General features: G+C 64.8%; 21 protein-coding genes. 2 read left to right on the forward strand and 19 right to left on the reverse strand.

Features of this window, described 5'->3' with window-relative positions:
- Positions 1 to 15: 15 nt before the first annotated feature.
- From bamB to AC1D1F_RS06855, 11 genes are all read right to left on the reverse strand, one after another.
- Positions 16 to 1,170 carry an outer membrane protein assembly factor BamB gene (gene bamB, locus AC1D1F_RS06805; RefSeq protein ID WP_477684465.1) on the reverse strand — a complete coding sequence of 385 codons (1,155 nt, stop codon included), beginning with the start codon at positions 1,168 to 1,170 and terminating at the stop codon, positions 16 to 18.
- A complete protein-coding gene (locus AC1D1F_RS06810; protein ID WP_477675317.1) occupies positions 1,167 to 1,859 on the reverse strand; it encodes a YfgM family protein in 693 nt (230 codons plus the stop codon). The genes bamB and AC1D1F_RS06810 overlap by 4 nt, the downstream gene beginning before the upstream one ends.
- 93 nt (positions 1,860 to 1,952) lie before the next feature.
- Positions 1,953 to 3,302, reverse strand: coding sequence for a histidine--tRNA ligase (gene hisS, locus AC1D1F_RS06815; protein WP_477675318.1), 1,350 nt, complete (start codon positions 3,300 to 3,302; stop codon positions 1,953 to 1,955).
- 5 nt (positions 3,303 to 3,307) lie between these two features.
- Positions 3,308 to 4,582 carry a flavodoxin-dependent (E)-4-hydroxy-3-methylbut-2-enyl-diphosphate synthase gene (ispG, locus tag AC1D1F_RS06820; protein ID WP_477696650.1) on the reverse strand — a complete coding sequence of 425 codons (1,275 nt, stop codon included), beginning with the start codon at positions 4,580 to 4,582 and terminating at the stop codon, positions 3,308 to 3,310.
- A gap of 2 nt (positions 4,583 to 4,584) precedes the next feature.
- A complete protein-coding gene (locus AC1D1F_RS06825; protein WP_477675319.1) occupies positions 4,585 to 5,610 on the reverse strand; it encodes a RodZ domain-containing protein in 1,026 nt (341 codons plus the stop codon).
- Positions 5,603 to 6,421 (reverse strand): type IV pilus biogenesis/stability protein PilW, encoded by an 819-nt coding sequence (gene pilW / locus AC1D1F_RS06830; RefSeq protein ID WP_477675320.1) that lies wholly within the window; start codon positions 6,419 to 6,421, stop codon positions 5,603 to 5,605. The genes AC1D1F_RS06825 and pilW overlap by 8 nt, the downstream gene beginning before the upstream one ends.
- Positions 6,418 to 7,566, reverse strand: a complete 1,149-nt coding sequence (gene rlmN, locus AC1D1F_RS06835) for a dual-specificity RNA methyltransferase RlmN (RefSeq protein ID WP_477675321.1) — start codon at positions 7,564 to 7,566, stop codon at positions 6,418 to 6,420. Before rlmN ends, pilW begins: the two co-directional genes overlap by 4 nt.
- Positions 7,567 to 7,646: 80 nt before the next feature.
- Positions 7,647 to 8,072, reverse strand: coding sequence for a nucleoside-diphosphate kinase (ndk, locus tag AC1D1F_RS06840; RefSeq protein ID WP_122956648.1), 426 nt, complete (start codon positions 8,070 to 8,072; stop codon positions 7,647 to 7,649).
- Positions 8,073 to 8,199: 127 nt separating this feature from the next.
- Complete coding sequence (locus tag AC1D1F_RS06845; RefSeq protein ID WP_477696642.1) at positions 8,200 to 9,822, reverse strand: pseudouridine synthase; 1,623 nt, start codon at positions 9,820 to 9,822, stop codon at positions 8,200 to 8,202.
- A gap of 3 nt (positions 9,823 to 9,825) precedes the next feature.
- On the reverse strand, positions 9,826 to 10,647 hold the full coding sequence (scpB, locus tag AC1D1F_RS06850) for an SMC-Scp complex subunit ScpB (RefSeq protein WP_477675323.1): 822 nt from the start codon (positions 10,645 to 10,647) through the stop codon (positions 9,826 to 9,828).
- 121 nt (positions 10,648 to 10,768) lie between these two features.
- Complete coding sequence (locus tag AC1D1F_RS06855; RefSeq protein ID WP_477675324.1) at positions 10,769 to 11,803, reverse strand: RluA family pseudouridine synthase; 1,035 nt, start codon at positions 11,801 to 11,803, stop codon at positions 10,769 to 10,771.
- A gap of 17 nt (positions 11,804 to 11,820) precedes the next feature.
- Here AC1D1F_RS06855 and AC1D1F_RS06860 point away from each other — a divergent pair, with 17 nt between their 5' ends.
- On the forward strand, positions 11,821 to 12,645 hold the full coding sequence (locus tag AC1D1F_RS06860) for an outer membrane protein assembly factor BamD (protein WP_477696641.1): 825 nt from the start codon (positions 11,821 to 11,823) through the stop codon (positions 12,643 to 12,645).
- On the opposite strand, the gene AC1D1F_RS06865 is transcribed toward AC1D1F_RS06860, so the two are convergent.
- Complete coding sequence (locus tag AC1D1F_RS06865) at positions 12,608 to 14,614, reverse strand: ATP-dependent DNA helicase (protein ID WP_477696640.1); 2,007 nt, start codon at positions 14,612 to 14,614, stop codon at positions 12,608 to 12,610. The two genes, AC1D1F_RS06860 and AC1D1F_RS06865, sit on opposite strands and share 38 nt — an antisense overlap.
- Entirely contained in the window at positions 14,614 to 14,817 is a 204-nt protein-coding gene (locus tag AC1D1F_RS06870; RefSeq protein ID WP_092125858.1) for a DUF465 domain-containing protein, read from the reverse strand. Before AC1D1F_RS06870 ends, AC1D1F_RS06865 begins: the two co-directional genes overlap by 1 nt.
- Before the next feature lie 84 nt (positions 14,818 to 14,901).
- Here AC1D1F_RS06870 and AC1D1F_RS06875 point away from each other — a divergent pair, with 84 nt between their 5' ends.
- On the forward strand, positions 14,902 to 15,687 hold the full coding sequence (locus AC1D1F_RS06875) for a PP2C family protein-serine/threonine phosphatase (RefSeq protein ID WP_477678823.1): 786 nt from the start codon (positions 14,902 to 14,904) through the stop codon (positions 15,685 to 15,687).
- Here AC1D1F_RS06875 and AC1D1F_RS06880 read toward each other — a convergent pair.
- From AC1D1F_RS06880 to AC1D1F_RS06905, 6 genes are read right to left on the reverse strand one after another with little or no spacing between them, the layout of a single operon-like run.
- A complete protein-coding gene (locus AC1D1F_RS06880; protein WP_477678824.1) occupies positions 15,676 to 16,338 on the reverse strand; it encodes a hypothetical protein in 663 nt (220 codons plus the stop codon). The two genes, AC1D1F_RS06875 and AC1D1F_RS06880, sit on opposite strands and share 12 nt — an antisense overlap.
- Positions 16,335 to 17,438 carry a cell division protein ZapE gene (zapE, locus tag AC1D1F_RS06885; RefSeq protein WP_477696639.1) on the reverse strand — a complete coding sequence of 368 codons (1,104 nt, stop codon included), beginning with the start codon at positions 17,436 to 17,438 and terminating at the stop codon, positions 16,335 to 16,337. The genes AC1D1F_RS06880 and zapE overlap by 4 nt, the downstream gene beginning before the upstream one ends.
- Positions 17,439 to 17,457: 19 nt before the next feature.
- On the reverse strand, positions 17,458 to 18,888 hold the full coding sequence (gene lpdA, locus AC1D1F_RS06890; RefSeq protein WP_477696638.1) for a dihydrolipoyl dehydrogenase: 1,431 nt from the start codon (positions 18,886 to 18,888) through the stop codon (positions 17,458 to 17,460).
- An 8-nt stretch (positions 18,889 to 18,896) separates the two neighbouring features.
- The gene (locus AC1D1F_RS06895) at positions 18,897 to 19,400 is read right to left on the reverse strand and encodes a hypothetical protein (protein ID WP_477696637.1); all 504 of its coding nucleotides are present in this window, start codon (positions 19,398 to 19,400) and stop codon (positions 18,897 to 18,899) included.
- The gene (gene odhB / locus AC1D1F_RS06900) at positions 19,400 to 20,677 is read right to left on the reverse strand and encodes a 2-oxoglutarate dehydrogenase complex dihydrolipoyllysine-residue succinyltransferase (RefSeq protein WP_477676846.1); all 1,278 of its coding nucleotides are present in this window, start codon (positions 20,675 to 20,677) and stop codon (positions 19,400 to 19,402) included. The genes AC1D1F_RS06895 and odhB overlap by 1 nt, the downstream gene beginning before the upstream one ends.
- Before the next feature lie 51 nt (positions 20,678 to 20,728).
- Positions 20,729 to 23,617: a 2-oxoglutarate dehydrogenase E1 component gene (locus AC1D1F_RS06905; protein ID WP_477696636.1), complete on the reverse strand. Its 2,889-nt coding sequence runs from the start codon at positions 23,615 to 23,617 to the stop codon at positions 20,729 to 20,731.
- Positions 23,618 to 23,699 lie beyond the last annotated feature (82 nt).

A 23,699-nucleotide genomic window follows, 5' to 3' on the forward strand; every position in this document is an offset into this window, starting at 1 on the left:
AGGGCCTAAGGCCCTTTATTGGGGCTGGAAGCCGTAAATACCGCCGCCCTGGGTGACGGCAATCAGTGTGTTGCCGACCAGCACGGGGGTGGCCGCGATGGCGGTGCCGTCGGTGGGCAGGCGGTTGAGCAGGGAGCCGTCTTCACGCGACAGCAGGTGCACAAAACCCGAGAAGTCGCCGATGGCGATGGAACGCCCCACCACCACAGGTGCGGTCAGGCTGCGGTAACGCAGGCGGTCCGTGGTCCAGGCGCGTTCGCCGTCGGTGCGGCGCCAGGCAATCACGTTGCCGTCGGCTTCGGTGCCGAAGACAAAGCGGTCGTCGCCGTCCAGGCCCTGCACGCCGTTGGCGGGCTTGGTCCAGAGCAGGTTGCCGCGCGCGGCGTTGACGCAGCCGACGCTGGCCTGGAAAGCCCGCGCGCACACGACGTCGCCCTGCCGGCTGACGCGCCCGACCAGGTCGACCAGGCGTTCCACGTCATTGATGCCGCGCGGCGTCGCAATGGGAGCTTCCCAGCGGATGCTGCCGTTGGAAGGGTTCAGGCCGGCCAGGCGGCCGGCCAGGCCTACCACCAGGGTGTCGCCGACAGCCAGCATCACGCCGGACTGGCGCAGGATCAGGGGTTCGTTGGGGCGCTGCTGGGCCCAGAGCTTGCGCCCTGTCTGCCCGTCGAAGGCGGTAACCGAACGGTCCGCGGCCAGCACAAACACGCGCTCGCCGGCCACAAAAGGCGCGGTGAAAGCCTGGGCGCCCAACTTCTGGCGCCACAGCTCGCGGCCGCCCTGCAAGGCGACGATTTCATTGGCTTTGGTCACCACGGCCACGACTTTGCCGTCATTGCCGGCGCCCGCGGCCAGCGGTGTGTTCAGCGCAAGGCGCCAGACATCGCGGCCGGTCTGGGCGTCCAGCAGGGCCACGGTGCCATCGCCGCTGGCCACCGCCACGCTGTTGCCGGAAACTCCGGTCTGCAACGGGAAATTCACCTGGCCGACGCGCGTGGTCCAGGTCTGTCGGGCGGCCACCAAGGCCGTCACGGGCTGGAGCTCAGCGGGCTGGGGCTTGGCAGGGCCGCTGCCGAACATCGAGCATCCGCCCAAGGCGGCCACCAGCAGGATGAGGGCCGGTGTGCGCACGGCCTGGGCCAGGGGCCGGAAAGACGAATGGATCATTTCTTCACCTCGGGATTCGATGCGGGGGTTTCGGATTTGGCCTTGGCTGCCGGGTCTACGCCCAGCGCGTTGAGTTTGACTTCCACGAGGCGGCGGTACTCGGCGCGCTCGTCGAGGTCTTTGTAGGCCTTTTCGTATTCCGCCCTGGCTTCGGCTTTTTTGCCCTGGGCGGCGAGGATGTCGCCGCGGCGGTCAGCGGCCAGCGCCGTGAAACCCTTGGGGAAAGTGCCCGAAACCTGCTGGAGCGCTTCGTCATACGCCTTCTTTTCGAGCAGCAGGCCCGCCAGGCGCAGGCGCGCGATGGCTTGGTAACCCTCGTCGGAGGCTTTTTCGGCGACCCAGTTCAGGGCAGCGCGCGAGGAGTCGACATTGCCCTTGTCGTAATAAGCCCGGGCGGCCAGCAAACCGGCCTGCTGGGCATAAGCCGTGCTGCTGAAACGCTCTTTCATGTCCGCCAGGGAGCGGTCGATCCGGGTCGCGTCGCCCGACTGCACGGAGCGCTCGACTTCTTCGTACATGACCGCGGCCTGCGCCGCCTTGGTGCGCTCCCAGTACTGGTAGCCGGTCCAGGCCGCGAAAACGCCCAGCACCACAATCAGCGTCCAGGTGATCCTGTCACCGTACTGCTTCCAGAAGTGCTTGAGTTCGTCAAGCTGTTCCTGTTCTTCCAAATCGAGATGTTTTGCCATAAAAGTCTTCTTGTGCGGCCCGGTGACGGCGCGGATTGAGTTGGGGTGATTGTAGAGGCCCGAGGACATGCGCCCGCCGGCGCGTCCCGGTGTTCAGCCGCGCAAGGTGCCGGCCCAGGCCGCCACATCGGCCAGCGGCTGGAGTACCTGGGCTTGCAAGGCCTGGTCTTTTTCGCCGCGCAGATGTTTGACGGCCACGTGGCCCTGGGCGAGCTCGTCCGCGCCGAAAATCAGCGCATAGCGCGCGCCACTGCCGTCGGCCTTTTTGAACTGGGATTTCATGCTGCCCATGCCCTCCCCCGTGCCGCCGTGCATCTGCACCTTGATACCAGCGCCGCGCAGGGCTTCGCAGGCTGCCATGGCGGCGGGCAAGGCCTCGGCCGACGGCAGGATGGCGTAGGCGTCGGGCGCGTTTTCGGGCGGCAGCACGCCGACTGCTTCGAGCAGCAGCAGCATGCGCTCCACGCCCATGCCCCAGCCGACCGCCGGCGTCGGTTTGCCGCCCAACTGCTCAAACAGGCCGTCGTAGCGCCCGCCGCCGCAGACCGTGCCCTGCGAGCCGAGCTTGTCGGTGATCCATTCGAACACGGTGAGGTTGTAGTAGTCCATGCCGCGCACCAGGCGCGGGTTGATGCGGTAGGCCACGCCGGCGGCGTCAAGCACCGCGCGCACCGCGTTCAGGTGCGCGAGCGAGGCTTCGCCAAGGAAGTCCATCAGTTGCGGCGCCGCCTCGACGATAGCCTGCATGGCGGGATTCTTGGTGTCGAGGATGCGTAGCGGGTTGCTGTGCAGCCGGCGCCTTGCGTCCTCGTCCAACACCTCGGCGTGCGCCTCGAAGTGGGCGATCAGCGCGGCGCGGTGCGCCATGCGCTCGCCGGGCTGGCCCAGGCTGTTGAGTTCGAGCCGCACGTGCTCCATGGGAATGCCCAGGTCGCGCAGCAGCGCGCGGCACATCAGGATCTGCTCGGCATCCACGTCAGGCCCGGCAAAGCCCAGGGCTTCGACGTCGATCTGGTGGAACTGGCGGTAGCGCCCCTTCTGCGGCCGCTCGTGGCGGAACAGCGTCACCGCGGACCAGACCCGCATGGGCCCGTTGTACAGCGCGTTGTGCTCGACCATCGCGCGCACGATGCCGGCGGTGGCCTCAGGGCGCAGCGTGAGCTTGTCGCCGTTCATCGAGTCCACGAAGGAGTACATCTCTTTTTCGACGATGTCGGTGACCTCGCCGAGGCCGCGCACGAACAGCGCCGTCGGCTCGACGATGGGCGTGCGCACGTTGGCGTAGGCATAACGCGCCATCAGCGCGCGCACCTTGGCCTCGAACCATTCCCAGCGCGCCGATTCGGGCGGCAGGATGTCGTTCATGCCCTTGACGGCGGTGAGCTTTTCCGTCTTCGCCAAAGCGGGCTTCTCCGCCGTCGCGGCAGCTGTTTTTTCAACCATGGGTGTTAGACGGCCTCGGCGACGGCTTGCGTGCCAAAGCGTTTTTCAATGTAGTTTTCAACGATGACCTGGAACTCTTGCGCGATGTTGTCACCGCGCAGGGTCAGCTTTTTCTCGCCGTCGATGAACACCGGCGCGGCCGGTGCCTCGCCGGAGCCGGGCAGGCTGATGCCGATGTCGGCATGCTTGCTTTCGCCCGGGCCGTTGACGATACAACCCATCACGGCGACCTTGAGGCCTTCGACGCCGGGGTATTGTTCGCGCCAGACGGGCATCTGGGCACGCAGGAAGTCGTCAATCTGCTTGGCCAGTTCCTGGAAGGTGGTGCTGGTGGTGCGGCCGCATCCCGGGCAGGCCGTCACGCTGGGGACAAATGTCCGCAGGCCCAGCGCCTGCAGGATTTCGGAGGCGATCACGACTTCCTGGGTGCGGGCTTCGCCCGGCTGCGGGGTCAGGGAGACGCGTATGGTGTCACCCACGCCCTCCTGCAACAGGATAGCCAGCGCCGTGGCCGAGGCCACCGTGCCTTTGGTGCCCATGCCAGCTTCGGTCAGGCCCAGGTGCAGCGCGTGGTCGGTGCGCCGGGCCAGCTCGCGGTAGACCGAGATCAGGTCCTGCACGCCGCTGACTTTGCAGGACAGGATGATCTGGTTGCGGGCCATGCCCATTTCCTCGGCGCGCTGGGCTGAGTCCACCGCGGAGGTGATCAAGGCCTCATACATCACCTGGCGCGCGTCCCAAGGCACCGTGCGCTTGCTGTTTTCATCCATCAGGCTGGCCAGCAGTTCCTGGTCCAGGCTGCCCCAGTTCACACCGATGCGCACGACCTTGTTCCAGCGCATGGCGACTTCGATCATCTGGCCGAACTGGCGGTCACGCTTGTCGCCCTTGCCGACGTTGCCGGGATTGATGCGGTATTTGGACAAGGCCTCCGCGCAAGCGGGATAGTCGGTCAGCAGCCGGTGGCCGTTGTAGTGGAAATCGCCGATCAGGGGCACGTCGACGCCCATGCGGTCCAGCTGTTCGCGCACGTAAGGCACGGCCTGGGCGGCTTCCGGCGTGTTGACCGTGATGCGGACCATCTCGGAGCCCGCCAGCGCGAGTTCCTTGACCTGGATGGCGGTGCCTATGGCGTCCACCGTGTCAGTGTTGGTCATGGATTGAACGCGTACAGGCGCGTCGCCGCCCACGGTGACGATGCGCGAACCCCAGGCGACCTGCGCCTGGAGGGAGCGCCGCGCCTTGGGGAAGGCGGACTCGATAGGAAGGCAGGCCTGCAGCACTATTTCACCTCGAAGCGGGCAACGTTGTCCCTGGCGACCGCGTTCAGGTCAAAGGCCTGCCCGCGCACCTGCACCTGCGTAAGGTCGGCCTTGCCGACCACGGCGGCTAACGGCAATACGCCGGACGCGCCGGCGACCTCACCGGCCGTCAGGGTGCGGCGCAGCACGACCGTGCCCTTGGCGTCGGTCACTTCCACCCAGGATTCGCCTTTGGCGCGGAAAGTCACGATGCCCGCAGGCATCGCCTGCGAGGCGGCGGCCACAGGTGCCGGCGCGGCGGGTGCGACGACGGCCGGCGCGGGAGCAGCGACGGCGGCTGGCGGTGTAGGGCTAAGCACCGCCGGCGGCAGTGTCGAGAGAGACAAGGGAACCGTCGTCGAGGCGGCGCCCGCACTGGCAGCGGCAACAGGCGCGTTGGACTGTTCGGCCGGCTTGGCGATGTCGGCGAGGCCCGGGCCGGCGATGGCCACCGGCAGCGGTTTTCCGGCGTCGGCGCCGCCCGGCGGCATGGTGGTATCGGCGGTTTCCGTCTTGCTGCCGTCGTGCTTGACGGCCGGCAGGAAAATCAGGACCAGGGCTCCGAGCAGCAGGAGAAGTCCCGCCAGCACGGCCGGCCTGGAAACCTGGGTCCAGATCGACGGCCCGGGGCCCTCGCCCGGCGAGCGGAACGGGGCGTTGATGCCCGCGCCCTGGTAAGTCAACTTGGGTGCGCTGGTCTGGGGCAAAAGGCCCAGCACCGGGGCGGCGTCGAGTTTGAGGGTGCGGCACACGCTGGAGGCCAGCGCACGCACGAAAACGGCATCGGGCAGCAGGTCAAAGCGGTCTTGCTCCAGTGCTTCCAGTTTTTTTACGGGCACCTTGAGCGACACCGCCAGCGCGGCAATGTGCATGCCCGCCGCCTCCCGGGCCTGGCGAAGCAGGCCGCCCGCAGTCGCATCTGGCGCCGGCATGCCGCTGTGGCTGAAACCGGCAGGCGCCGCCTCACCCCCGAACTGCCCCGCTGGTGTCAGGTCAAGCTCACTCATTGAAAGAGCCCTTTTCATAGGCAGCCGCTTCGCGGGACTGCGCAAACCGCTTTTTCAGCTGGTCGCCCAGTTGCAGCACCGACTCCCGGTTGTTCAGCTTGCGCTCGGTCTTGATGCCCAGCCACAGGCTTTCGGCGTTGGCCAGGTCGCTGTTGTTGATGCGGCGGATGTAGAACTGGGCGCGTGTCAGTTCACCGCGCTCATACAAAAGATGGGCCAGGTTGTAACCGGTCACAGGATTGCCCGCGTCCAGTTCGTAGGACTGCATGAGGCTTTGCTCGGCCTCGGCGCGCTGCCCGGCACGCATCTGGCAGACCCCTTGCGTCATCAGCGTCTTGGCCCTGCCGCCATAGGTGGGATTGGACATCGCCTGGCCGAAAAAGCGCATCGCGTCGGCGAAGCGCGCCTGCTGGCACATCAGCCAGCCGTAGTTGTGGGCCACGTCCGCGTCGCGCGGATTCAGCGCCAGCGCGCGGCGAAAGCTGTCTTCGGCCATTGGAATGTCGTTGAGGCGCATGTACACCAGGCCGCGCAGGTTGTAGGCGTCGCCGAAGCTCGGGTCGGCCAGCAGCGATTGCTTGATTTCATCGAGCGCCACATTGGTCTGGCCCTGTTCGAAGTAGCCCGAGGCCAGCTCAAGCCGCAGCCGCGCACGCCGGCGCCCGTCGGGCTCGTCCGATTCGGTGACGATGTCGCTGCGGCCGCCGGAAGCCCCGACGGCGCCGGGGGCGCCCGGGTGGCCGGCGCATCCCGCCAGCATCACGACGAGCCAGCACACCGGCAACCAGATCACATTGGAGAGAAACCTCATACACCCATCCCCTTGGCCACAACGACTTTAATTCCCCCGAGCATACCTTGCCGCTGGGCGGCCATGCGCTGATCCACACCCGTGCGGTCCTGCACATCGCCCGCGAGCTGCCCGCAGGCCGCGTCAATGTCATCGCCGCGGGTTTTGCGCACGGTGGTCACGATGCCCGCATCCATCAGGATTTTTGCAAATGCGCTGACTTGCGGCATGTCGGAACGCTTCAGGCCGGAGGCCGGGAACGGGTTGAAGGGAATCAGGTTGAATTTGCAGGACAGGCCGCGCGCCGCGTGGGCCTGGACCAGCGACACCAGCTGGCGCGCGTGTTCGGGCTGGTCGTTCACGCCATCGAGCATGCAATATTCGAAGGTGATGAAATCACGGGGCGCCGAGGCCTGGTAACGGGTGCAGGCCTCCAGCAATTCCGCAATGGGGTATTTTTTGTTCAGCGGCACCAGGTTGTCGCGCAGCGCGTCTTCCGGCGCATGCAGCGAGACGGCCAGGGCCACAGGACAGTCCTTGGCAAGCCGGTCAATCATGGGCACCACGCCCGAAGTGGACACCGTCACCCGGCGCCGCGACAGGCCGTAGCCGTGGTCGTCCAGCATGACCTTGAGCGCGGGAAGCAGCTGCGAGTAGTTTTGCAGAGGCTCGCCCATGCCCATCATGACGACGTTGGAAATCACCCGCTCCTCGCGGCCCAGGTGCTGGCGCAGGAAGTGTTCGGCAAACCACAGTTGGGAGATGATTTCCCCGGTGGTCAGGTTGCGGCTGAAGCCCTGATGGCCTGTCGAGCAGAAACGGCAGCCGACGGCGCAGCCGGCCTGCGAGGAAATACACAGGGTTCCGCGGTCGGTTTCGGGAATGAAAACGGTTTCAATGACATCGCCGGCGCCGACGTCGAACAGCCATTTGATGGTGCCGTCGGCGGAGTCGTGGCGGGAGACAACTTTGGGGCCCTCGATATGGGCCGACTCGGGGAGCTTTTCGCGCAGGGACTTCGCGAGGTCCGTCATCTGCGTGAAATCGGTCGCCCCCTTCTGGTGGATCCAGCGAAAGAGCTGCGTGGCGCGAAAGCGCTTTTCACCGAGCCGCTCGCAGAAGGCGGCCAAACCATCCAGATCAAAATCAAGAAGGTTGGCCGTCATCGCAGCAGGCAGCCGGCTGAACCGCCCCAAGCAAGCGACGGCCCTGGAAAGGGGTAGCAAGGCATGGGGTCGGACATGGTTTAACGCGAGTAGACGTTCATGCCGGGGAAAAAGAAGGCGATTTCCACCTTGGCGGTTTCCGCGGCATCGGAACCGTGCACGGCATTGGCGTCAATGCTGTCGGCGAAGTCGGCGCGAATGGTGCCGGCGGCGGCCTTCTTCGGGTCGGTGGCGCCCATCAGGTCGCGGTTTTTCAGGATGGCGCCTTCGCCTTCCAGCGCCTGGATCATCACCGGGCCGGAAATCATGAAGGAAACCAGGTCCTTGAAGAAAGGACGCTCTTTGTGCACGGCGTAGAAAGCCTCGGCTTCGCCTTGCGACAGGTGAGCCATACGGGCAGCCACGACCTTCAGGCCGGCGGCTTCAAAACGCGCGTAGATCTGGCCGATCACGTTTTTGGCGACTGCGTCGGGTTTGATGATGGAGAGAGTGCGTTCGATTGCCATGAGAGTTCCTTAACTTGGATTTTTTGGATTTTTAAATTATTCAAAAATTGAATAAAGCCCATGATTTTAACCTGTGGGCTCTGCGGTTCAGATCAACCCTGTGATCCGGAGTGCTTCTGCGGAATGCTCAGCGGTTTCCGCCACGGTTTCCACCGCCGCGATTGCCGCCCCCGCGGTTTCCGCCACCGCCACCGCCACTACGGCGCTGGCCGCCGGCATTGTTACTGCCGCCCATGCCTGAGCCGCCGCCGCGGCGCTGTTGCCCCTGGCCCTGGCGTTGCCGCGTGAAAGTGTCCGCGCCGATGTAGCCAAACGAGGTTTTCATGGGATCGGGCTGAGCGCCGCCGGGAAGCTTGTCGCCGCGATCACCACGATCGCCGCGGTCATCACGCCGTTTTTGCCCCTGCATGCCGTTGCCCGGAGGCGGCCCGCTGCGGGGGCCGGGGCCGGCGTTGCCGCCCTGCCCCCGGCTTTTTCCGCCGCGGCGCCGGTTGCCCCGCGGCGCGGAGTCGTTGCGCGGAAGCGGCGGTTGTGAGTCATCGGGCTCCTGCTCGGCGCCGTCCTGCGGCGCGGCATTGGAGGCGTTCACATCGGCCGGTGGCGCCGCAAAGCGGTCACGCCCACCGCGCGGCCGCTCGTTCCGACGCGGGCCACGCCCCTGGCGCGCCTCGCCGCCCTCGCCGCCGGGCGCGCCTGCCTGCGGGCCTCCGGTAATCGCGCGCGCGCCAGCGCGGGATTCGGAGCGCGTCAGCGCGCTCGTCAAGGCCCAGATATCGCGCTCGTCCAGTTCGACAAACGCACCGCGCTTGAGGCCGCGCGGCAACACCATGGCGCCGTAGCGGATGCGGATCAGACGGCTGACGGCATGGCCGACGGCCTCAAACATGCGCCGCACTTCGCGGTTACGCCCCTCGGAAATGGTGACGCGGTACCAGCAATTGGCCCCCTCGCCGCCGCCGGCTTCGATGGAGCTGAACTGGGCGACGCCGTCATCCAGGGTCACACCTTCGAGCAGGCGCTTTTTCTCTTCATTGTTCAGGGCGCCCAGCACGCGGACCGCATATTCGCGCTCCAGGCCGAAGCGCGGGTGCATCAGCTTGTTGGCCAGTTCGCCGGAGCTGGTCAGCAGCAACAGGCCTTCGGTGTTCAGGTCGAGGCGACCCACCGATTGCCATTTGCCCTGGAACAGCTTGGGCAGGCGCCGGAAAACCGTCGGCCGGTTCTGCGGGTCGTCGTGCGTGACGACTTCACCCGTGGGCTTGTGATAGGCGATCACGCGCGGGGGCGGCGGGTCTATACGCACCCGGATCGGCTTGCCGTTGACCTTGACCGTATCGCCGAACTGGATGCGCTGCCCGATGTGGGCCGGCTCGGCATTGACGGAAATCCGCCCTTCCAGGATCAGTTGCTCCATCTCCAGGCGTGAGCCCAGGCCGGCCTGGGCCAGCACCTTGTGCAGCTTGGGGGTTTCGGGTTGCGGCGACAGCACGCGCTTGGGCGGTGCGAGGGCAACGTCTTCCTCGTCGGCGTCAAACTGCCCCGTCACCACGTCTTCGAACCGTATCGCCCCGACGGCGGGAGCGGCGTTGCGGCCCCTGGCGGGCCGCGGCGGCCGCACCGTGTCGGCTTGCGCCGGTGTGATCACCTCGGTAGCCTCCTGCACAAGCGGCTCCTGGGCCAGCGTCTTGGTCTGGTCTTCACCAGCGGGCACGTCCACGGGTTCGGAGGCGGGGGGATCTTGTTGGGTCATTTTTTACATTCGTGCGGGGAAATCGCCGTCGGCCTGGTCGGAGGGTTCGGAGTCACCGTCCTCGGTGGACTGCGAAAGCGGGGCCTCGGCGAGTACCTCCGCGAGTTCGGGCGCGTCAGCCGCTTCAGCGGTGCCGGCCGATTCGGGGGATTCCGGGGAGTCCGCCGATGCAGGATGTTCGCTTGCGTCAGCAAGCTCTTCAGCGGGAGCTGCGTCCTGCGCGGCAAGTTCCAGCCCCTGCAGTTGCGGCGCGCCATCCGCCAGCCCGGCCATGCCGAATTCGATCTGCTCGAGCATCGCGACCGGCGTGGAAGTGTTGCTGTCCATGACGGGAAGCTGGTCCAGCGACTCGACCCCCAGGTCGTCGAGGAACTGCCGGGTGGTCGCGTACAGCGCGGGCCGTCCCACGGTCTCCCGGTGGCCTATGACCTCCACCCAGCCGCGGTCTTCGAGCTGCTTGAGGATCATGCTGTTGATCGTCACGCCGCGAATGTCTTCCATGTCGCCGCGCGTCACCGGCTGGCGGTAGGCAATGATGGCCAGCGTTTCCAGCGTCGCTCGGCTGTAGCGCGGCGGTTTTTCGGGATGCAGCCGGTCCAGGTATTCGCGCATCTGGGGCCGGCTTTGAAAACGCCAGCCGGTCGCGACGTGCACAAGTTCAACGCCGCGGCCCGACCAGTCGTTCTGCAACTCTTCAAGCACCAGCTTGAGGCTGTCGGCTGTCAGTACCCCGTTGAACAGGACACCCATTTCACGCAGTGGCAGCGGTTGCTGCGCGCAAATAAGTGCTGTTTCGAGGACGCGCTTTGCATCCGTCGTATTCATGATTGTGGTCGTTCCGAAAAAGGGCGGAAAAAAAGGCCGGGAAAACGTGGGTTCGGCGCTAGTTCGCGCATGCATCCATGCGCAATCTCCCGTCAGGAGCCATGGTGCAGGTAGCTGGAAACTACTGAATTTGATTGTATATCAGCCCCAAACCGGCCACGGCGGCCTGGAGGTCGGCGGGGAGCCCGGATTTGAACTCCATGGCCTCGCCGGTCACCGGGTGCTCAAAGGCCAGCCGGCAGGCGTGCAGGCCCTGGCGGCCCAGCCCCGCCGCGGGCGCCCCGCCATAAAGTTCGTCGGACACCAGGGGATGGCCGAGAAACGCCATGTGGACCCGGATCTGGTGAGTGCGCCCCGTATGCAGCTTGCACCTCACCAGGCAGTGCTTGCCGGCGGTTTGCAGCAGCGAGACCACGGTGGAGGCGGTTTTGCCGGCGTTCTTTTCCAGGTCCACCACCGCCATGCGCAGCCGGTTGCGCGGGTCGCGGCCTATGGGGACGTCGACCTGGCGAGTCTTTGCGCCCTGCCAGGCGCCGTGGGCCAGGGCCACATACTCCCGGTTCACGTCGCGGGCGGCGATCAGGCCGACCAGCTGGTCCATCACGGTGCGCTGGCGGGCGACCACCATCAGGCCGCTGGTGTCTTTGTCCAGGCGGTGGACGATGCCGGCGCGCGGCAGGAACACGGCCTGCGGGTCGTGCGCCAGCAGCCCGTTGAGCAGGGTCCCGCTCCAGTTGCCGGGCGCCGGGTGCACCACCAGCCCCGCGGGCTTGTTGATCACCATCAGGTGAGCGTCTTCAAACACGATGTCCAGCGCCATGGCCTCGGGCTTGAAGGCCTGGCTTTGCGGCGTGGGCCGCAGTTCGATCAGGAGCTCATCGCCGGCCTTGACTTTGGCAGAGGCCTTGGTCGCCGGAACACCGCCCAGTTTGACCACGCCGGCTTCAATGAGTTGCTGGAGATAAGTGCGCGAGAACTCGGGCACAATGGCAGCCAAAGCGCGGTCAAGCCGGCTGCCGTGACTCTCTGCGGGAACCATCACCTGCCGCAATTCCATCTCGGCCGTGGTATCCCCCTCCTCCTGGGCTTCGTCCGGGACGTTTTCGGGCGCAGCAGCGGCCGATATAATTAATTTGCTTTGTTCTGAATCAGTCATCAAGAAGGTCGATTGCAATGTTTTCCACCAAATTATCGGTTGTTCCCAATGCAATGCCGCTTTTTGCAGCCGTTTGCGCACTGTCCTTCGTAATCGCCGGTTGCTCCAGCACACCGGCCCCCGACAAGACGGCCTCCTGGAGCCCCAACAAGATCTACGCCGAAGCCAAAGAGGAAGCGAGTTCGGGGGCCTACGACAAGGCCATTCCCCTGTACGAAAAACTCGAAGGCCGCGCGGCGGGCACGCCGCTGGCCCAGCAAGCCCAGCTCGAAAAAGCCTACGCCCAATACAAAGGCGGTGAGCAGCCCCAGGCCATCGCGACGCTGGACCGGTTCATGAAGCTGCACCCCGCCAGCCCTGCCTACGACTATGCGCTCTACCTCAAGGGCCTGGTGAACTTCAACGACAACCTGGGCATTTTTGGCTTCATCTCGCGCCAGGATCTCTCTGAACGCGACCAGAAGGCCGCCAAGGAATCGTTTGAATCATTCAGGGAACTGGTCACCCGTTTCCCCGAATCGAAGTACACCCCGGACGCCCGCCTGCGCATGAGTTACATCGTGAACTCGCTGGCGCAGTCCGAAGTGCACGTGGCGCGCTACTACTACTCGCGCGGTGCCTACGTGGCCGCCATCAACCGCGCGCAAAGCGCGATCGCCGACTATCGCGATGTGCCGGCCCTGGAAGAAGCCATCTACATCCTGTACAAATCCTACGATGCCCTGGGTATGGCCGAGCTGCGCGACGACACCCGCCGCATCATGGAGAAAAACTACCCCCAGAGCCACTTCATCACCAAGGGCTTCAAGTCTGCAGACAATCCCTGGTACAAGTTCTGGTAAGGGCGTCCAGCCTGTCCGCCAGTTCCTGCTCTGATGCCAGGCGGCGCATGGGCGGCAGCGCCCTCAGTAGGCGCTTGCCGTAGCCCATGGACGCCAGGCGGCTGTCACAGACCACCAGCACGCCCTCGTCGCTCTCGCGGCGTATCAACCGGCCCGCGCCCTGCTTGAGCGCGACAGCCGCTTCGGGCAGAAAATAATCGTTGAACGCGCTGCGTCCCTGTGACTCCAGTAATTTTGAGCGGGCTTCGGCCAGCGGGTCGTTCGGCGGCGGGAACGGCAGCTTGTCGATGATGACCAATTGCAGCGCGTCGCCGGGGACGTCTATGCCCTCCCAGAACGAGGCCGACGCCACCAGCACGCAGCCCTTGCCGCCGTTGGCGTTGCCCTCGCGGAAGCGCTCGATCAGCACGCGCTTGGGCATAGCGCCCTGCACCAGTACCTCCATGTCGGACGATTCCTGGAAGGCTTCCCTGAGCGCATCGCCGATGGTGCGCAAGGCCCGTAGCGTGGTGGTCAGCACCATGGTGCGGCCGCCCAGGCGTCGCGACCACCTGGCGGCAGATTCGGCCACCTTCACGGTGTGGGCGGGGTCGCCCGGTTTGGGAAAAGCCGGCGGCACATAGAGCGCGGCCTGGCGTTCGTAGTCAAAAGGGCTGCCCACCCGCAAGACCTCGGCATCCTCCAGCCCGCAGGGCTGGGTGAACCAGCTGAGCTTGTCATCGTCGCCCAGGGTGGCTGAGGTGAATATCCAGGTTTTATCGGCGCCGGTCCCGCCGCCCAGCACCTTGCTCTTGACGGCCTTGGAAATATCCAGCGGAGATTCAACCAGCCGCAGCTGGGTGCCCACGTCGGCCCAACGCACACAGCCCGGTTCGCAAGCATGGACAAAGCGCCGGGCGCGTTCAGCCAGCTCGGCGGCGCGTTCATGCAAACGGACGAAATCGGGGGCGATCTCGCTGACGGTATCCAGGGCGGCGCAGGCCTGCTCACAGGAAGCATGAACGGCTTGCAGCGCGCCGTTCCACTCGTCCGCATCCAGGCCTTCGGGGCATTCATCCACCCACCTGAGCTTGGTTCCGGGGTACTGCTTGCCGGCGCACAGCCGTAGCTCGCGCGCGGCATGCTCGACGGCGGATACCACCTCCTGCCAGTCAACCAGCCCGCGGGCCAGTTGCAGGCCGGTGGCCAGCATGTCCCTCGCGAAATCCAGCAGCTGTCCGGTGGTCAGGTTGGTGCCCAGGAATTGCACGCCGGTTTCGTTGAGCTGGTGCGCTTCATCGAAGATCGCGATGCGCACCGACGGCAGCAGTTCGGCCACACCGGACTCACGCACCGCCAGGTCGGCAAAAAACAGGTGGTGGTTGATCACCACCACGTCGGCCGCCATGGCCTCCCTGCGGGCCAGGTTCACATGGCAGGCGCGAAATCGCGGGCATGGGGCGCCCAGGCAGTTTTCGCGCGTGGAGGTCACCAGCGGGATCATGGGGGAGCGTTCGTCCAGCCCCGGCAGCTCGGCCAGGTCGCCGGTGCGTGTCACCTTGGACCACTCCTCGATCCTGGCCAGGGCGCGCACCGAGACGCCGTCGGGCAAATAAGCCTCCTGGCGAGCCATTTCCATGCGGTGCAAGCAGAGATAGCTGGCTCGCCCCTTGAGCAAGGCCGTGCTTACGGGCAGCCCCAGCGCTTCGACCAGGCGCGGCAGGTCGCGGCCGAAGAGCTGGTCCTGCAAAGCCTTGGTCGCGGTCGACAGCAGCACGCACTCGCCACTCAGCAGGGCCGGGACCAGGTAGGAAAAAGTTTTACCAACGCCGGTGCTGGCTTCGACCACCAGGGGATACGCCCCCTCGATGGCGCGTGCCACGGCCAGGGCCATCTCGGTCTGCCCACCGCGCGGCCTGAAATGCTCAGCCGCCCGCGACAGCACACCGCCGGGGGCAAAAGCCTCTTCGACTTCAAGCGCAAGCGTCATCAGGCGGGCTCGGGGGGATCCAGCGACAGCTCGAGTTGAGCGATCTGGTCACGCAGCTGCAGGCGCCGCTTTTTGAGGCGCCTGAGCAGCAGTTCGTCGATGGGCAAGGAGTGCGCCGCAATGTCTACCAGGGCATTGAGGTCCGCGTGCTCCATTTTCAGTTCGATCAGCTGCCGTTCCGGGGAATGTAAATTTAAGTCCAAGGTTTTTTATCCGTACGCGCTGCTTCGCTTGATAATACGTCGATTGCGACCATAAATCGAGCCTCGCGCCCGAACGACCACACAATGTCCAAAGGTTATCGAATCACCGCCTCCACCGGTATCCACAAAGGAGATCGGGACTACCAGCAAGACCAGGTCAACCTGTTCAGCCACTCGCGGATTCCCGGCTGCATGCTGGGCATCGTGGCCGACGGCATGGGAGGACGCAGCGGCGGGCGCAAGGCCTCCGACCAGGTCATGCTGACCACCAAGCAGCTGTTTGACCGCTATGACCCCGCGACCGATGACGCCCCCGCGATGCTCAAGCAGATCGTCGAGGAAGCGCACATCGTGATCAAGCTCACCGCGATCTCGGCCGAACAGGAACCGCACAGCACGCTGGCGGCTTTCCTGATCAACCCGGGCGGCGACTGCCACTGGGTGCATACCGGCGATTCCCGCATCTACCATTACCAGGGCAGCAAGCTGGTGCATCGGACGGTCGACCATTCCTACGTGCAGACGCTGGTCGACAAGGGCGAGATTACCGAGGACGAAGCCAATGTCCATCCCCAGTCCAACATCCTGATGGGCTGCCTGGGCACCGAAGAAGCGCCGCCCATCACGCACCACTTCATCCCCCAGTTGCGCCCCGAAGACGTGCTGCTGGCCTGCAGCGACGGCGTGTGGCACTACTTCAGCGCCAGCGAAATGGGCTCAGCCCTGTCCATGCTGTCGCCTCGTGAAGCCACCGAATTCCTGATCCAGAAAGCGCGCTCCCGCGCGCGGGGCGGCGGCGACAACCTCTCGCTGGTGATCGTCAAGCTCGAGCCACTGGCCCCTGAGCCCCCTGCCCGCCTAGTTGGGTAAAGGCAGGGACTTGGCCGGCGGCTTGGTCTGCTTCAGGCGGTCGCTTTCGTGCTGGGCTTTGCGCTCCTGCGCTTCCTTTTGGCGCTCACTCAATTTCTTGGCTTCGGCGGCCGCCGTAGCCTGCTTGTCAGCCCTGCCCTGGGATTTTTCCTGGCTTCCCTTTAACCGGGCGGCGCTGGCGTCGCTGTTGCCTTGCTCACCGGCTTTGGCGGCAGCGCGGTCTTCGTTCTTCTTCTTTTCCCGCTCCAGGCGCGACTGGTAATCCGCCGCGGCTTTGGCTCGCTGGTCCGCGGCTTCCTGCTGCTTCTCGGGCGACGATTTCTCTTCGGTCTTGCGAACCTGCTCGGCGCCCCTGATGCGGCGCTCTTCATCGTTGAGCAGGATCTCCTGCCGTCGCAGGTCGCCCATCGCCTCGCGCCGCCGCTCGTTGATCTTCCCCAGGCAGCTGTTGACGGCGAATTTTTTATAGCACTCCGCATCTTCGGCCAGGAAACCCGCTTCGAGCCGCGCGCGATCCGCGTTGATCCTGGCGCGATCGGCGTCAATGCTGCGCGGCGCTTCGGCGGGCGCGGCCGGCTCCTGCACCGCGGGTTGCGCGCCCGCAAGCACGCCCAGGGTGGCGATAAAGCATGCGACGGCGAATTTTTTCATGTGAGGGTCGTATCCACGTTTCGGCGTTCAAGCGCCAGGAATTCCTTCGACTGCATTTCGTTGAGCCGGGAGACGGTGCGAGGAAACTCGTGCACCAGCGGCCCCTCGGTGTACAACGCCTCCGGAGGCACTTCTGCCGACATGATGAGCTTGACCCGCCGGTCGTACAACACATCCACCAGCCAAGTAAAGCGCCTCGCCTCGGAAGCCATCCGTAACGGCATGTAAGGCACGTCGCTCAAGAGCACGGTATGGAACTGGGTCGCGATCTCCAGGTAGTCGTTTTGCGAGCGCGGGCCGCCGCACAGCGTCTTGAAGTCGAACCACACCACCCCGCCCGCCTTGCGCCTGGCCTGGATCTGCCGGGCCTCGATCTGCAGCACCGGGTTTTCATCCTGGGACTCCGCCAGCGCGTTGAAAGTTTCCGTCATTTCGGCATCGGCCTGGGGGCCCAGCGGCGTGTGGTAGAGCCTGGCCTGCTCCAGGGTGCGCCTGCGGTAGTCGGTGCCGTTGTCGACGCTGATGACTTCCAGGTTGGCCTTGAGCAGTTCGATGGCCGGCAGCACGCGGTCGCGATGCATGCCGTTCGGGTACAGCTCGTCCGGGTGAAAGTTGGAGGTAGTGACAAAGCCGACGCCGTTCTCGAACAAGGCCGACAGCAGGCGATGAAGAATCATGGCGTCGGTGATGTCGGCCACGTGGAACTCGTCAAAGCAGATCAGGCGATAGCGCTTGGCCATGCGCCGGCCGAGTTCGTCCAGCGGGTTCGCCGTGCCCTGCAGGTCCTGCAGTTCACGGTGCACCTCGCGCATGAACTCGTGAAAATGCAGCCGGACTTTCCGACGCAGCGGAACGGCGCCGAAAAAACAATCCATCAAAAAGCTTTTGCCGCGCCCGACGCCGCCGTACATGTACACGCCGCGCGGAATGTCGGGCCGGTTGATCAGCTTCTTGAAAGCATTGGATCGCTGCTCCTTGAAGTTGGCCCATTCCGAGGCACAGCGCTCCAGCGCCTCGACGGCGCGCAACTGCGCGGGGTCGCTTTGATAACCCCGCGCCGCCAGTTCAGCGTCGTACGCCGCGCGTACCGGTTGAGTCACGGACCCGTGCCCGGCCAGATCAGAAGTTCAGCGTGCGCTTGTCCACCGCCAGCGCGGCTTCCTTGGTCGCCTCGCTCAGCGACGGATGCGCGTGGCAGATGCGCGCGATGTCCTCGCTGCTGGCGCGGAACTCCATGGCGACCACGCATTCGGCGATCAACTCGCTGGCGAAAGGCCCGACGATGTGCACGCCCAGGATTTCATCGGTGGCGGCGTCGGCCAGCATCTTGACCATGCCGGTGGTATCGCCCAGCGCCCGCGCACGGCCGTTGGCCATGAAGGGGAAGGTGCCGGCCTTGTAGGCGCGGCCGGCGGCCTTGAGCTGCTCTTCCGTCTGGCCCACCCATGCGATCTCAGGGTTGGTGTAGATGACCCAGGGAATCGTGTTGAAGTTGACGTGGCCGTGCTGGCCGGCGATGCGCTCGGCAACCGCCACGCCCTCTTCCTCGGCCTTGTGCGCCAGCATGGGGCCGCGCACCACGTCGCCGATGGCCCAAACGTTGGGCAGGTTGGTCTTGCATTGGTCATCGACCACCACCGCGCCGCGCTCGTCGAGCTTGAGGCCCACGGCTTCCGGCGCCAGGCCGATGGTGTTGGCCACGCGGCCGATGGAAACGATCAGCTTGTCGACCTCCAGCGCCTGCGCCTGTCCCTTGGCATCGACATAGGCGACCGACACGCCCTTCTTGGCGGACTTGATCTCGCCGACCTTGACGCCGAGTTCGATCTTGAGGCCTTGCTTGGTGAAAGCCTTGTGGGCTTCCTTGGCGATCTGCTGGTCCACCGCGCCCAGGAAGGTCGGCAGGCCTTCGAGCACCGTCACCTCGGCACCCAGGCGGCGCCACACCGAGCCCATTTCAAGGCCGATCACGCCGGAGCCGATCAGGCCCAGCTTCTTGGGCACCGCGCCTATGCGTAGCGCACCGTCGTTGGACAGGATGTTTTCCTCGTCGAACGGCGCGCCAGGCAATGCGCGGGCATTGGAGCCCGTGGCCACGATGATGTGCTTGCCGGAAATGGTTTCCTCGGCGGCGCCGGCGACCTTGACGTCATACAGGCCGTCCTTGGCGGTGGCAAAAGAACCGCGGCCGTGGAAGAAAGTCACCTTGTTTTTCTTGAACAGGTAGACGATGCCGTCGTTGTTCTGCTTGACGACGGTGTCCTTGCGGCCCAGCATCTTCGCGACGTCCAGGCTCAAGCCCTTGATCTCGATGCCGTGGTCGGCGAAGTGATGGCCGGCCTGCTCGTAATGCTCGGACGACTGCAGCAGCGCCTTGGAGGGAATGCAGCCCACGTTGGTGCAGGTGCCGCCCAGGGCGGGACCGCCCTTGGCGTTTTTCCATTCGTCGATACAGGCGACGTTAAAACCCAACTGGGCGGCGCGAATGGCGGCAATGTAGCCGCCGGGGCCGCCGCCGATGACGATGACGTCGAATTGTTTAGTACTCATCAATATTCTCACTTCACTTTACGAAATGCCGGACTGTGTATGCCGGCAGGTGAACCAAAAGCAAACAAATAACCTGACTCGCTGACCGTCGGATGCCATGAAGAGCCATTCTCCCGAAACTTAAGCGCTACCTTGGTCGGCACGCGGCATAACATCGGCATGGGCCAGCCTTCACGGATACACCGGATCGAATCTAGCGGCATGTTGTCGCTGAACAGGTGCCCCACATCCTCTCGACTCATTTCGCGCCAGGTTTGGGAGACCACCACATCATCGGGTGCGCTCCCTACAGCTCTTACAGTCCACTGCCCCTGCCCTGCGTCGGAAATGGTCAGCCGCTTTATATCGGTGAGAAGGTAACCCTTGGTAGGTACTTCCTCAAACTCGCCCGCAAAACCATCCTCAGTGCGAACCGACGCACAGCCTGCAGCCAGGCAAGCAGCAAGAATTGCCAGGATGACGCGCGCGGAAAACCCTCCTGACGCGCCTTCACTGGCTTTCTCCTGTTTCATCAGATATCAAACAGCAGGCGGGCCGGATCTTCCAGCGCTTCCTTCATGGCCACCAGGCCCAGCACGGCTTCGCGGCCGTCGACGATGCGGTGGTCGTAGCTCATGGCGAGGTAGTTCATCGGGCGCACCACGATCTGGCCGTTTTCGACGACGGCGCGATCCTTGGTGGCGTGCACGCCCAGGATCGCGGACTGCGGCGGGTTGATGATGGGGGTGGACAGCATGGAGCCGAACACACCGCCGTTGGAGATCGAGAAGGTGCCGCCGCTCATTTCTTCAATGCCCAGCTTGCCGTCGCGCGCCTTGGCGCCGTATTCGGCGATCTTCTTTTCGATGTCGGCAAAGCTCATCTGGTCGGCATTGCGCAGGATGGGCACCACCAGGCCGCGCGGCGAACCGACGGCAATACCGATGTCGAAATAGCCGTGGTAGACGATGTCATTGCCGTCGACCGAAGCGTTGAGCACCGGGTACTTCTTCAGCGCATGCACAGCCGCCTTGACGAAGAAGCTCATGAAGCCGATCTTCACGCCGTGTTCTTTTTCGAACTTTTCCTGGAAGCGCTTGCGCATTTCCATGACCGGGGCCATGTTGACTTCGTTGAAGGTGGTCAGGATGGCGTTGGTGGCCTGCGATTGCAGCAGGCGCTCGGCGATACGCGCGCGCAGGCGGCTCATGGGCACGCGCTGCTCGGGGCGCTCGCCCAGGTCGGCGGGCTTGGCCGAGGGTGCAACCTGCGGCAGGGCCGTGGTAGGCGCACCCGTGGGGATGGCCGCAGCGGCAGGCTTGGCGCCGCCGGCGGTCGCGCCGAGGACGTCGCCCTTGGTGACGCGGCCGTCCTTGCCGGTGCCGGGCACGGAGCCGGCAGCCAGGTTGTTGTCGGCCATCAGCTTGGCGGCGGCGGGCATGGGAACGCCGGCCATGGAGCCACCCGCAGCAGCAGCAGCGGGAGCGGCGGCCGGGGCCGGCGCAGAGGCTGCCGCGGCAGCCGGTGCGGCTGCAGCAACGGCCGCAGGCGCGGCGGCGCCCGCCTTGCCTTCGGTGTCGATACGGGCGATCACCTGGTCGGACACCACCGTGCCGCCGTCGGCGACCACCAGTTCGGTCAGTACGCCGGCCGAAGGCGCGGGCACTTCGAGCACGACCTTGTCGGTTTCGATCTCGATCAGGATTTCATCCACGGCGATTGCTTCACCGACTTTTTTCTTCCACTGCAGCATGGTGGCCTCGGCCACGGACTCGGACAGCTGGGGGACTTTGACTTCTACGATAGCCATGTTGTTTCTTTCGTGTGCGTTCTAGTGTTCTGTGTTGCGGGAAGGCCGGCCTTACTTGGACAGCACAAAGCCCTTGAGCTTGCCGAAGGCGCCCTCCACCAGCGCTTTTTGCTGTTCCTGGTGCAGGTGCGAGTAACCCGCTGCCGGCGAAGCCGAGGCGGCACGGCCCGAGTAGCCCAGCTTCTGGCCGTCGAGCATGTTTTCGTGGATGTAGTGCTGCACGAAGAACCAGGCGCCCTGGTTTTGCGGCTCGTCCTGGCACCACACGATGTCGGTGGCGTTCGGATAGCGTTTCAGCTCGGTGGCGAAGGCTTTGTGCGGGAAGGGATAGAGCTGCTCAACGCGCAGGATGGCCGTATCGTCAGCGCCCTTTTCCTCGCGCTTCTTGGCCAGGTCGTAGTAAACCTTGCCCGAGCAGGCGATGATGCGCTTGACCTTGTCGGCCTTTTTGTTGATCTCTTCCTTGTTCTCGGGAATCACCGTCTGGAAGCTGCCCTTGGTGAACTCGCTCAAGGGGGATGCAGCATCCTTGGCGCGCAGCAGCGACTTGGGCGTCATGATGACCAGCGGCTTGCGCAGGTTGCGCACCATCTGGCGGCGCAGCACGTGGAAGATCTGGCTGGCCGTGGTGGGCTGCACCACCTGCATGTTGGTGTCGGCCGACAACTGCATGAAGCGCTCCAGGCGAGCCGAGCTGTGCTCGGGGCCCTGGCCTTCGTAGCCGTGCGGCAGCATCAGCGTGATGCCGTTGACGCGGCCCCACTTCACTTCACCGGAGGCGATGAACTGGTCGATCACGACCTGCGCGCCGTTGGCGAAGTCGCCGAACTGCGCTTCCCAGATCACCAGCGTGTTGGGGTCGTTGGAGGCGTAGCCGTATTCGAACGCCAGCACCGCCTCTTCGGACAGGATGGAGTCGATGACAACGAACGGGGCTTGGTTGTCGGCCACGTTCTGCAGGGGCACGTAGGTGCCGGTGTCGAACTTTTCACGGTTCTGGTCATGAATGACGGCGTGGCGGTGCGTGAAGGTGCCGCGGCCGCAGTCTTCGCCCGACAGGCGCACCGGGTAGCCGCTGGCCACGAGCGAGGCGAAAGCCATGTGCTCGCCCATGCCCCAATCCACAGGGATGTCGCCGCGGCCCATGGCGGCGCGGTCGTCGTATACCTTCTTGACCAGCTGGTGCGGCGCCACGGTGCCGGGGATGGCAGTGATCTTGTCGGCCAGGCGCTTCCACTCGGCCATGGGGATGGCGGTGTCGCCCGCGTCGGTCCACTTCTTGCCGAGGTACGGCGTCCAGTCGACCGCGTACTTGCTCTTGAAGTTGGTCAGCACCGGGTCGAATGTGCTCTTGCCGGCATCCAGCGCCGCGCGCGTGGCCTTGACCAGGTCGTCGCCCAGCGTGTCGCCCATGCCTTGGGCCGTGAGCTTGTCGGCATACAGCCTGCGCGTGCCGGGGTGCTGCGCGATCTTTTTGTACATCAAAGGCTGGGTCAGCGCGGGCGTGTCCTGCTCGTTGTGGCCCAGTTTGCGGAAGCAGATGATGTCGACCACGACGTCCTTCTGGAACTCCATGCGGAATTCAAGCGCGAGCTGGGTGGCCAGCACGACGGCTTCGGGATCGTCGCCGTTGACGTGCAGCACCGGCGCTTCAATCATCTTGACGACGTCGGAGCAGTACAGCGTCGAGCGGCTGTCGCGCGGGTCGCTGGTGGTGAAACCGATCTGGTTGTTGATCACGATGTGCACCGTGCCGCCCGTGAAGTAACCGCGGGTTTCGGCCAGCGCCAGCGTTTCCATGACCACGCCCTGGCCTGCGAAAGCCGCGTCGCCGTGCACCAGCACCGGCAGCACCTGCAGGCCCTTGGGGTCGGCGCGGCGGTCCATGCGGGCGCGCACCGAGCCTTCGACCACGGGGTTGACGATTTCCAGGTGCGAAGGGTTGAAAGCCAGCGTCAGGTGGACCGGGCCGCCGGGGGTGGTCACGTCGGAGCTGAAACCCTGGTGGTATTTGACGTCGCCGCTGGGCAGGTCTTCGGGGGCGGTGTGGTCGAACTCGGCGAACAGGTCGGCCGGGACTTTGCCCAGGGAATTGACCAGCACGTTGAGGCGGCCGCGGTGGGCCATGCCGATCACGATTTCCTGCACGCCCTTGATGCCGCCCGACTGGATCAGCTCATCCATGCTGGCGATGAAGCTTTCGCCGCCTTCGAGCGAGAAGCGCTTCTGGCCGACGTACTTGGTGTGAAGGAAGCGCTCCAGGCCTTCGGCGGCCGTCAGGCGGTCCAGGATATGGAGCTTCTTTTCCTTGGCGAAATTGGGCTTGCTGCGAATCGATTCGAGCTTTTGCTGCCACCAGCGCTTGTGGTTCTGGTCGGTGGCGTACATGTACTCGGCGCCGATGGTGCCGCAATAGGTCTCGCGCAGCGCGTTCATGAGCTCGCGCAGGCTCATGGTGTCTTTGCCGAAGAACGTGTTGCTGGTGTTGAACACGGTTTCCTGGTCGGCGTCGCTGAAGCCGTAGAACGACGGCTCCAGTTCGGGAATCTTGTCGCGCTCGGCGCGCTTGAGCGGGTCCAGGTCGGCCCAGCGTGCGCCGACGTTGCGGTAGGCGGCGATCAGTTGCTGGACGGCGGTGCGCTTGCGGCCCATTTCGGAGTCGGCGCCGCTGGCCACGACAACCTTGGTCTGGCCTTGTTTGGCGCGTTCGGCGAAGGCGTTGACGACCGGCAGGTGCGGAACGTCCTTGGCATTGCTGCCGTCGACGGCGGGAACGTGCTGGAGTGCGTCGAAATACTCGCGCCAGTTGTCAGGCACGCTGCCGGGGTTGGCGAGGTAGTTTTCGTACATCTCTTCGACATAGGGCGCATTGCCGCCGAAGAGATAGGTGTTGCCTTGATAGGCAGAATAGACGGACGATGCCGTCGGGTTGGAACTCATTACGCTGACCTCCGTTTCCCTTTGGGAAACATTAGCTGGCCACAACAGGATATGGCTGGTTGATTAACCTTCCGCAACACGG

The organism is Polaromonas sp. P1_H6, from assembly GCF_056405195.1.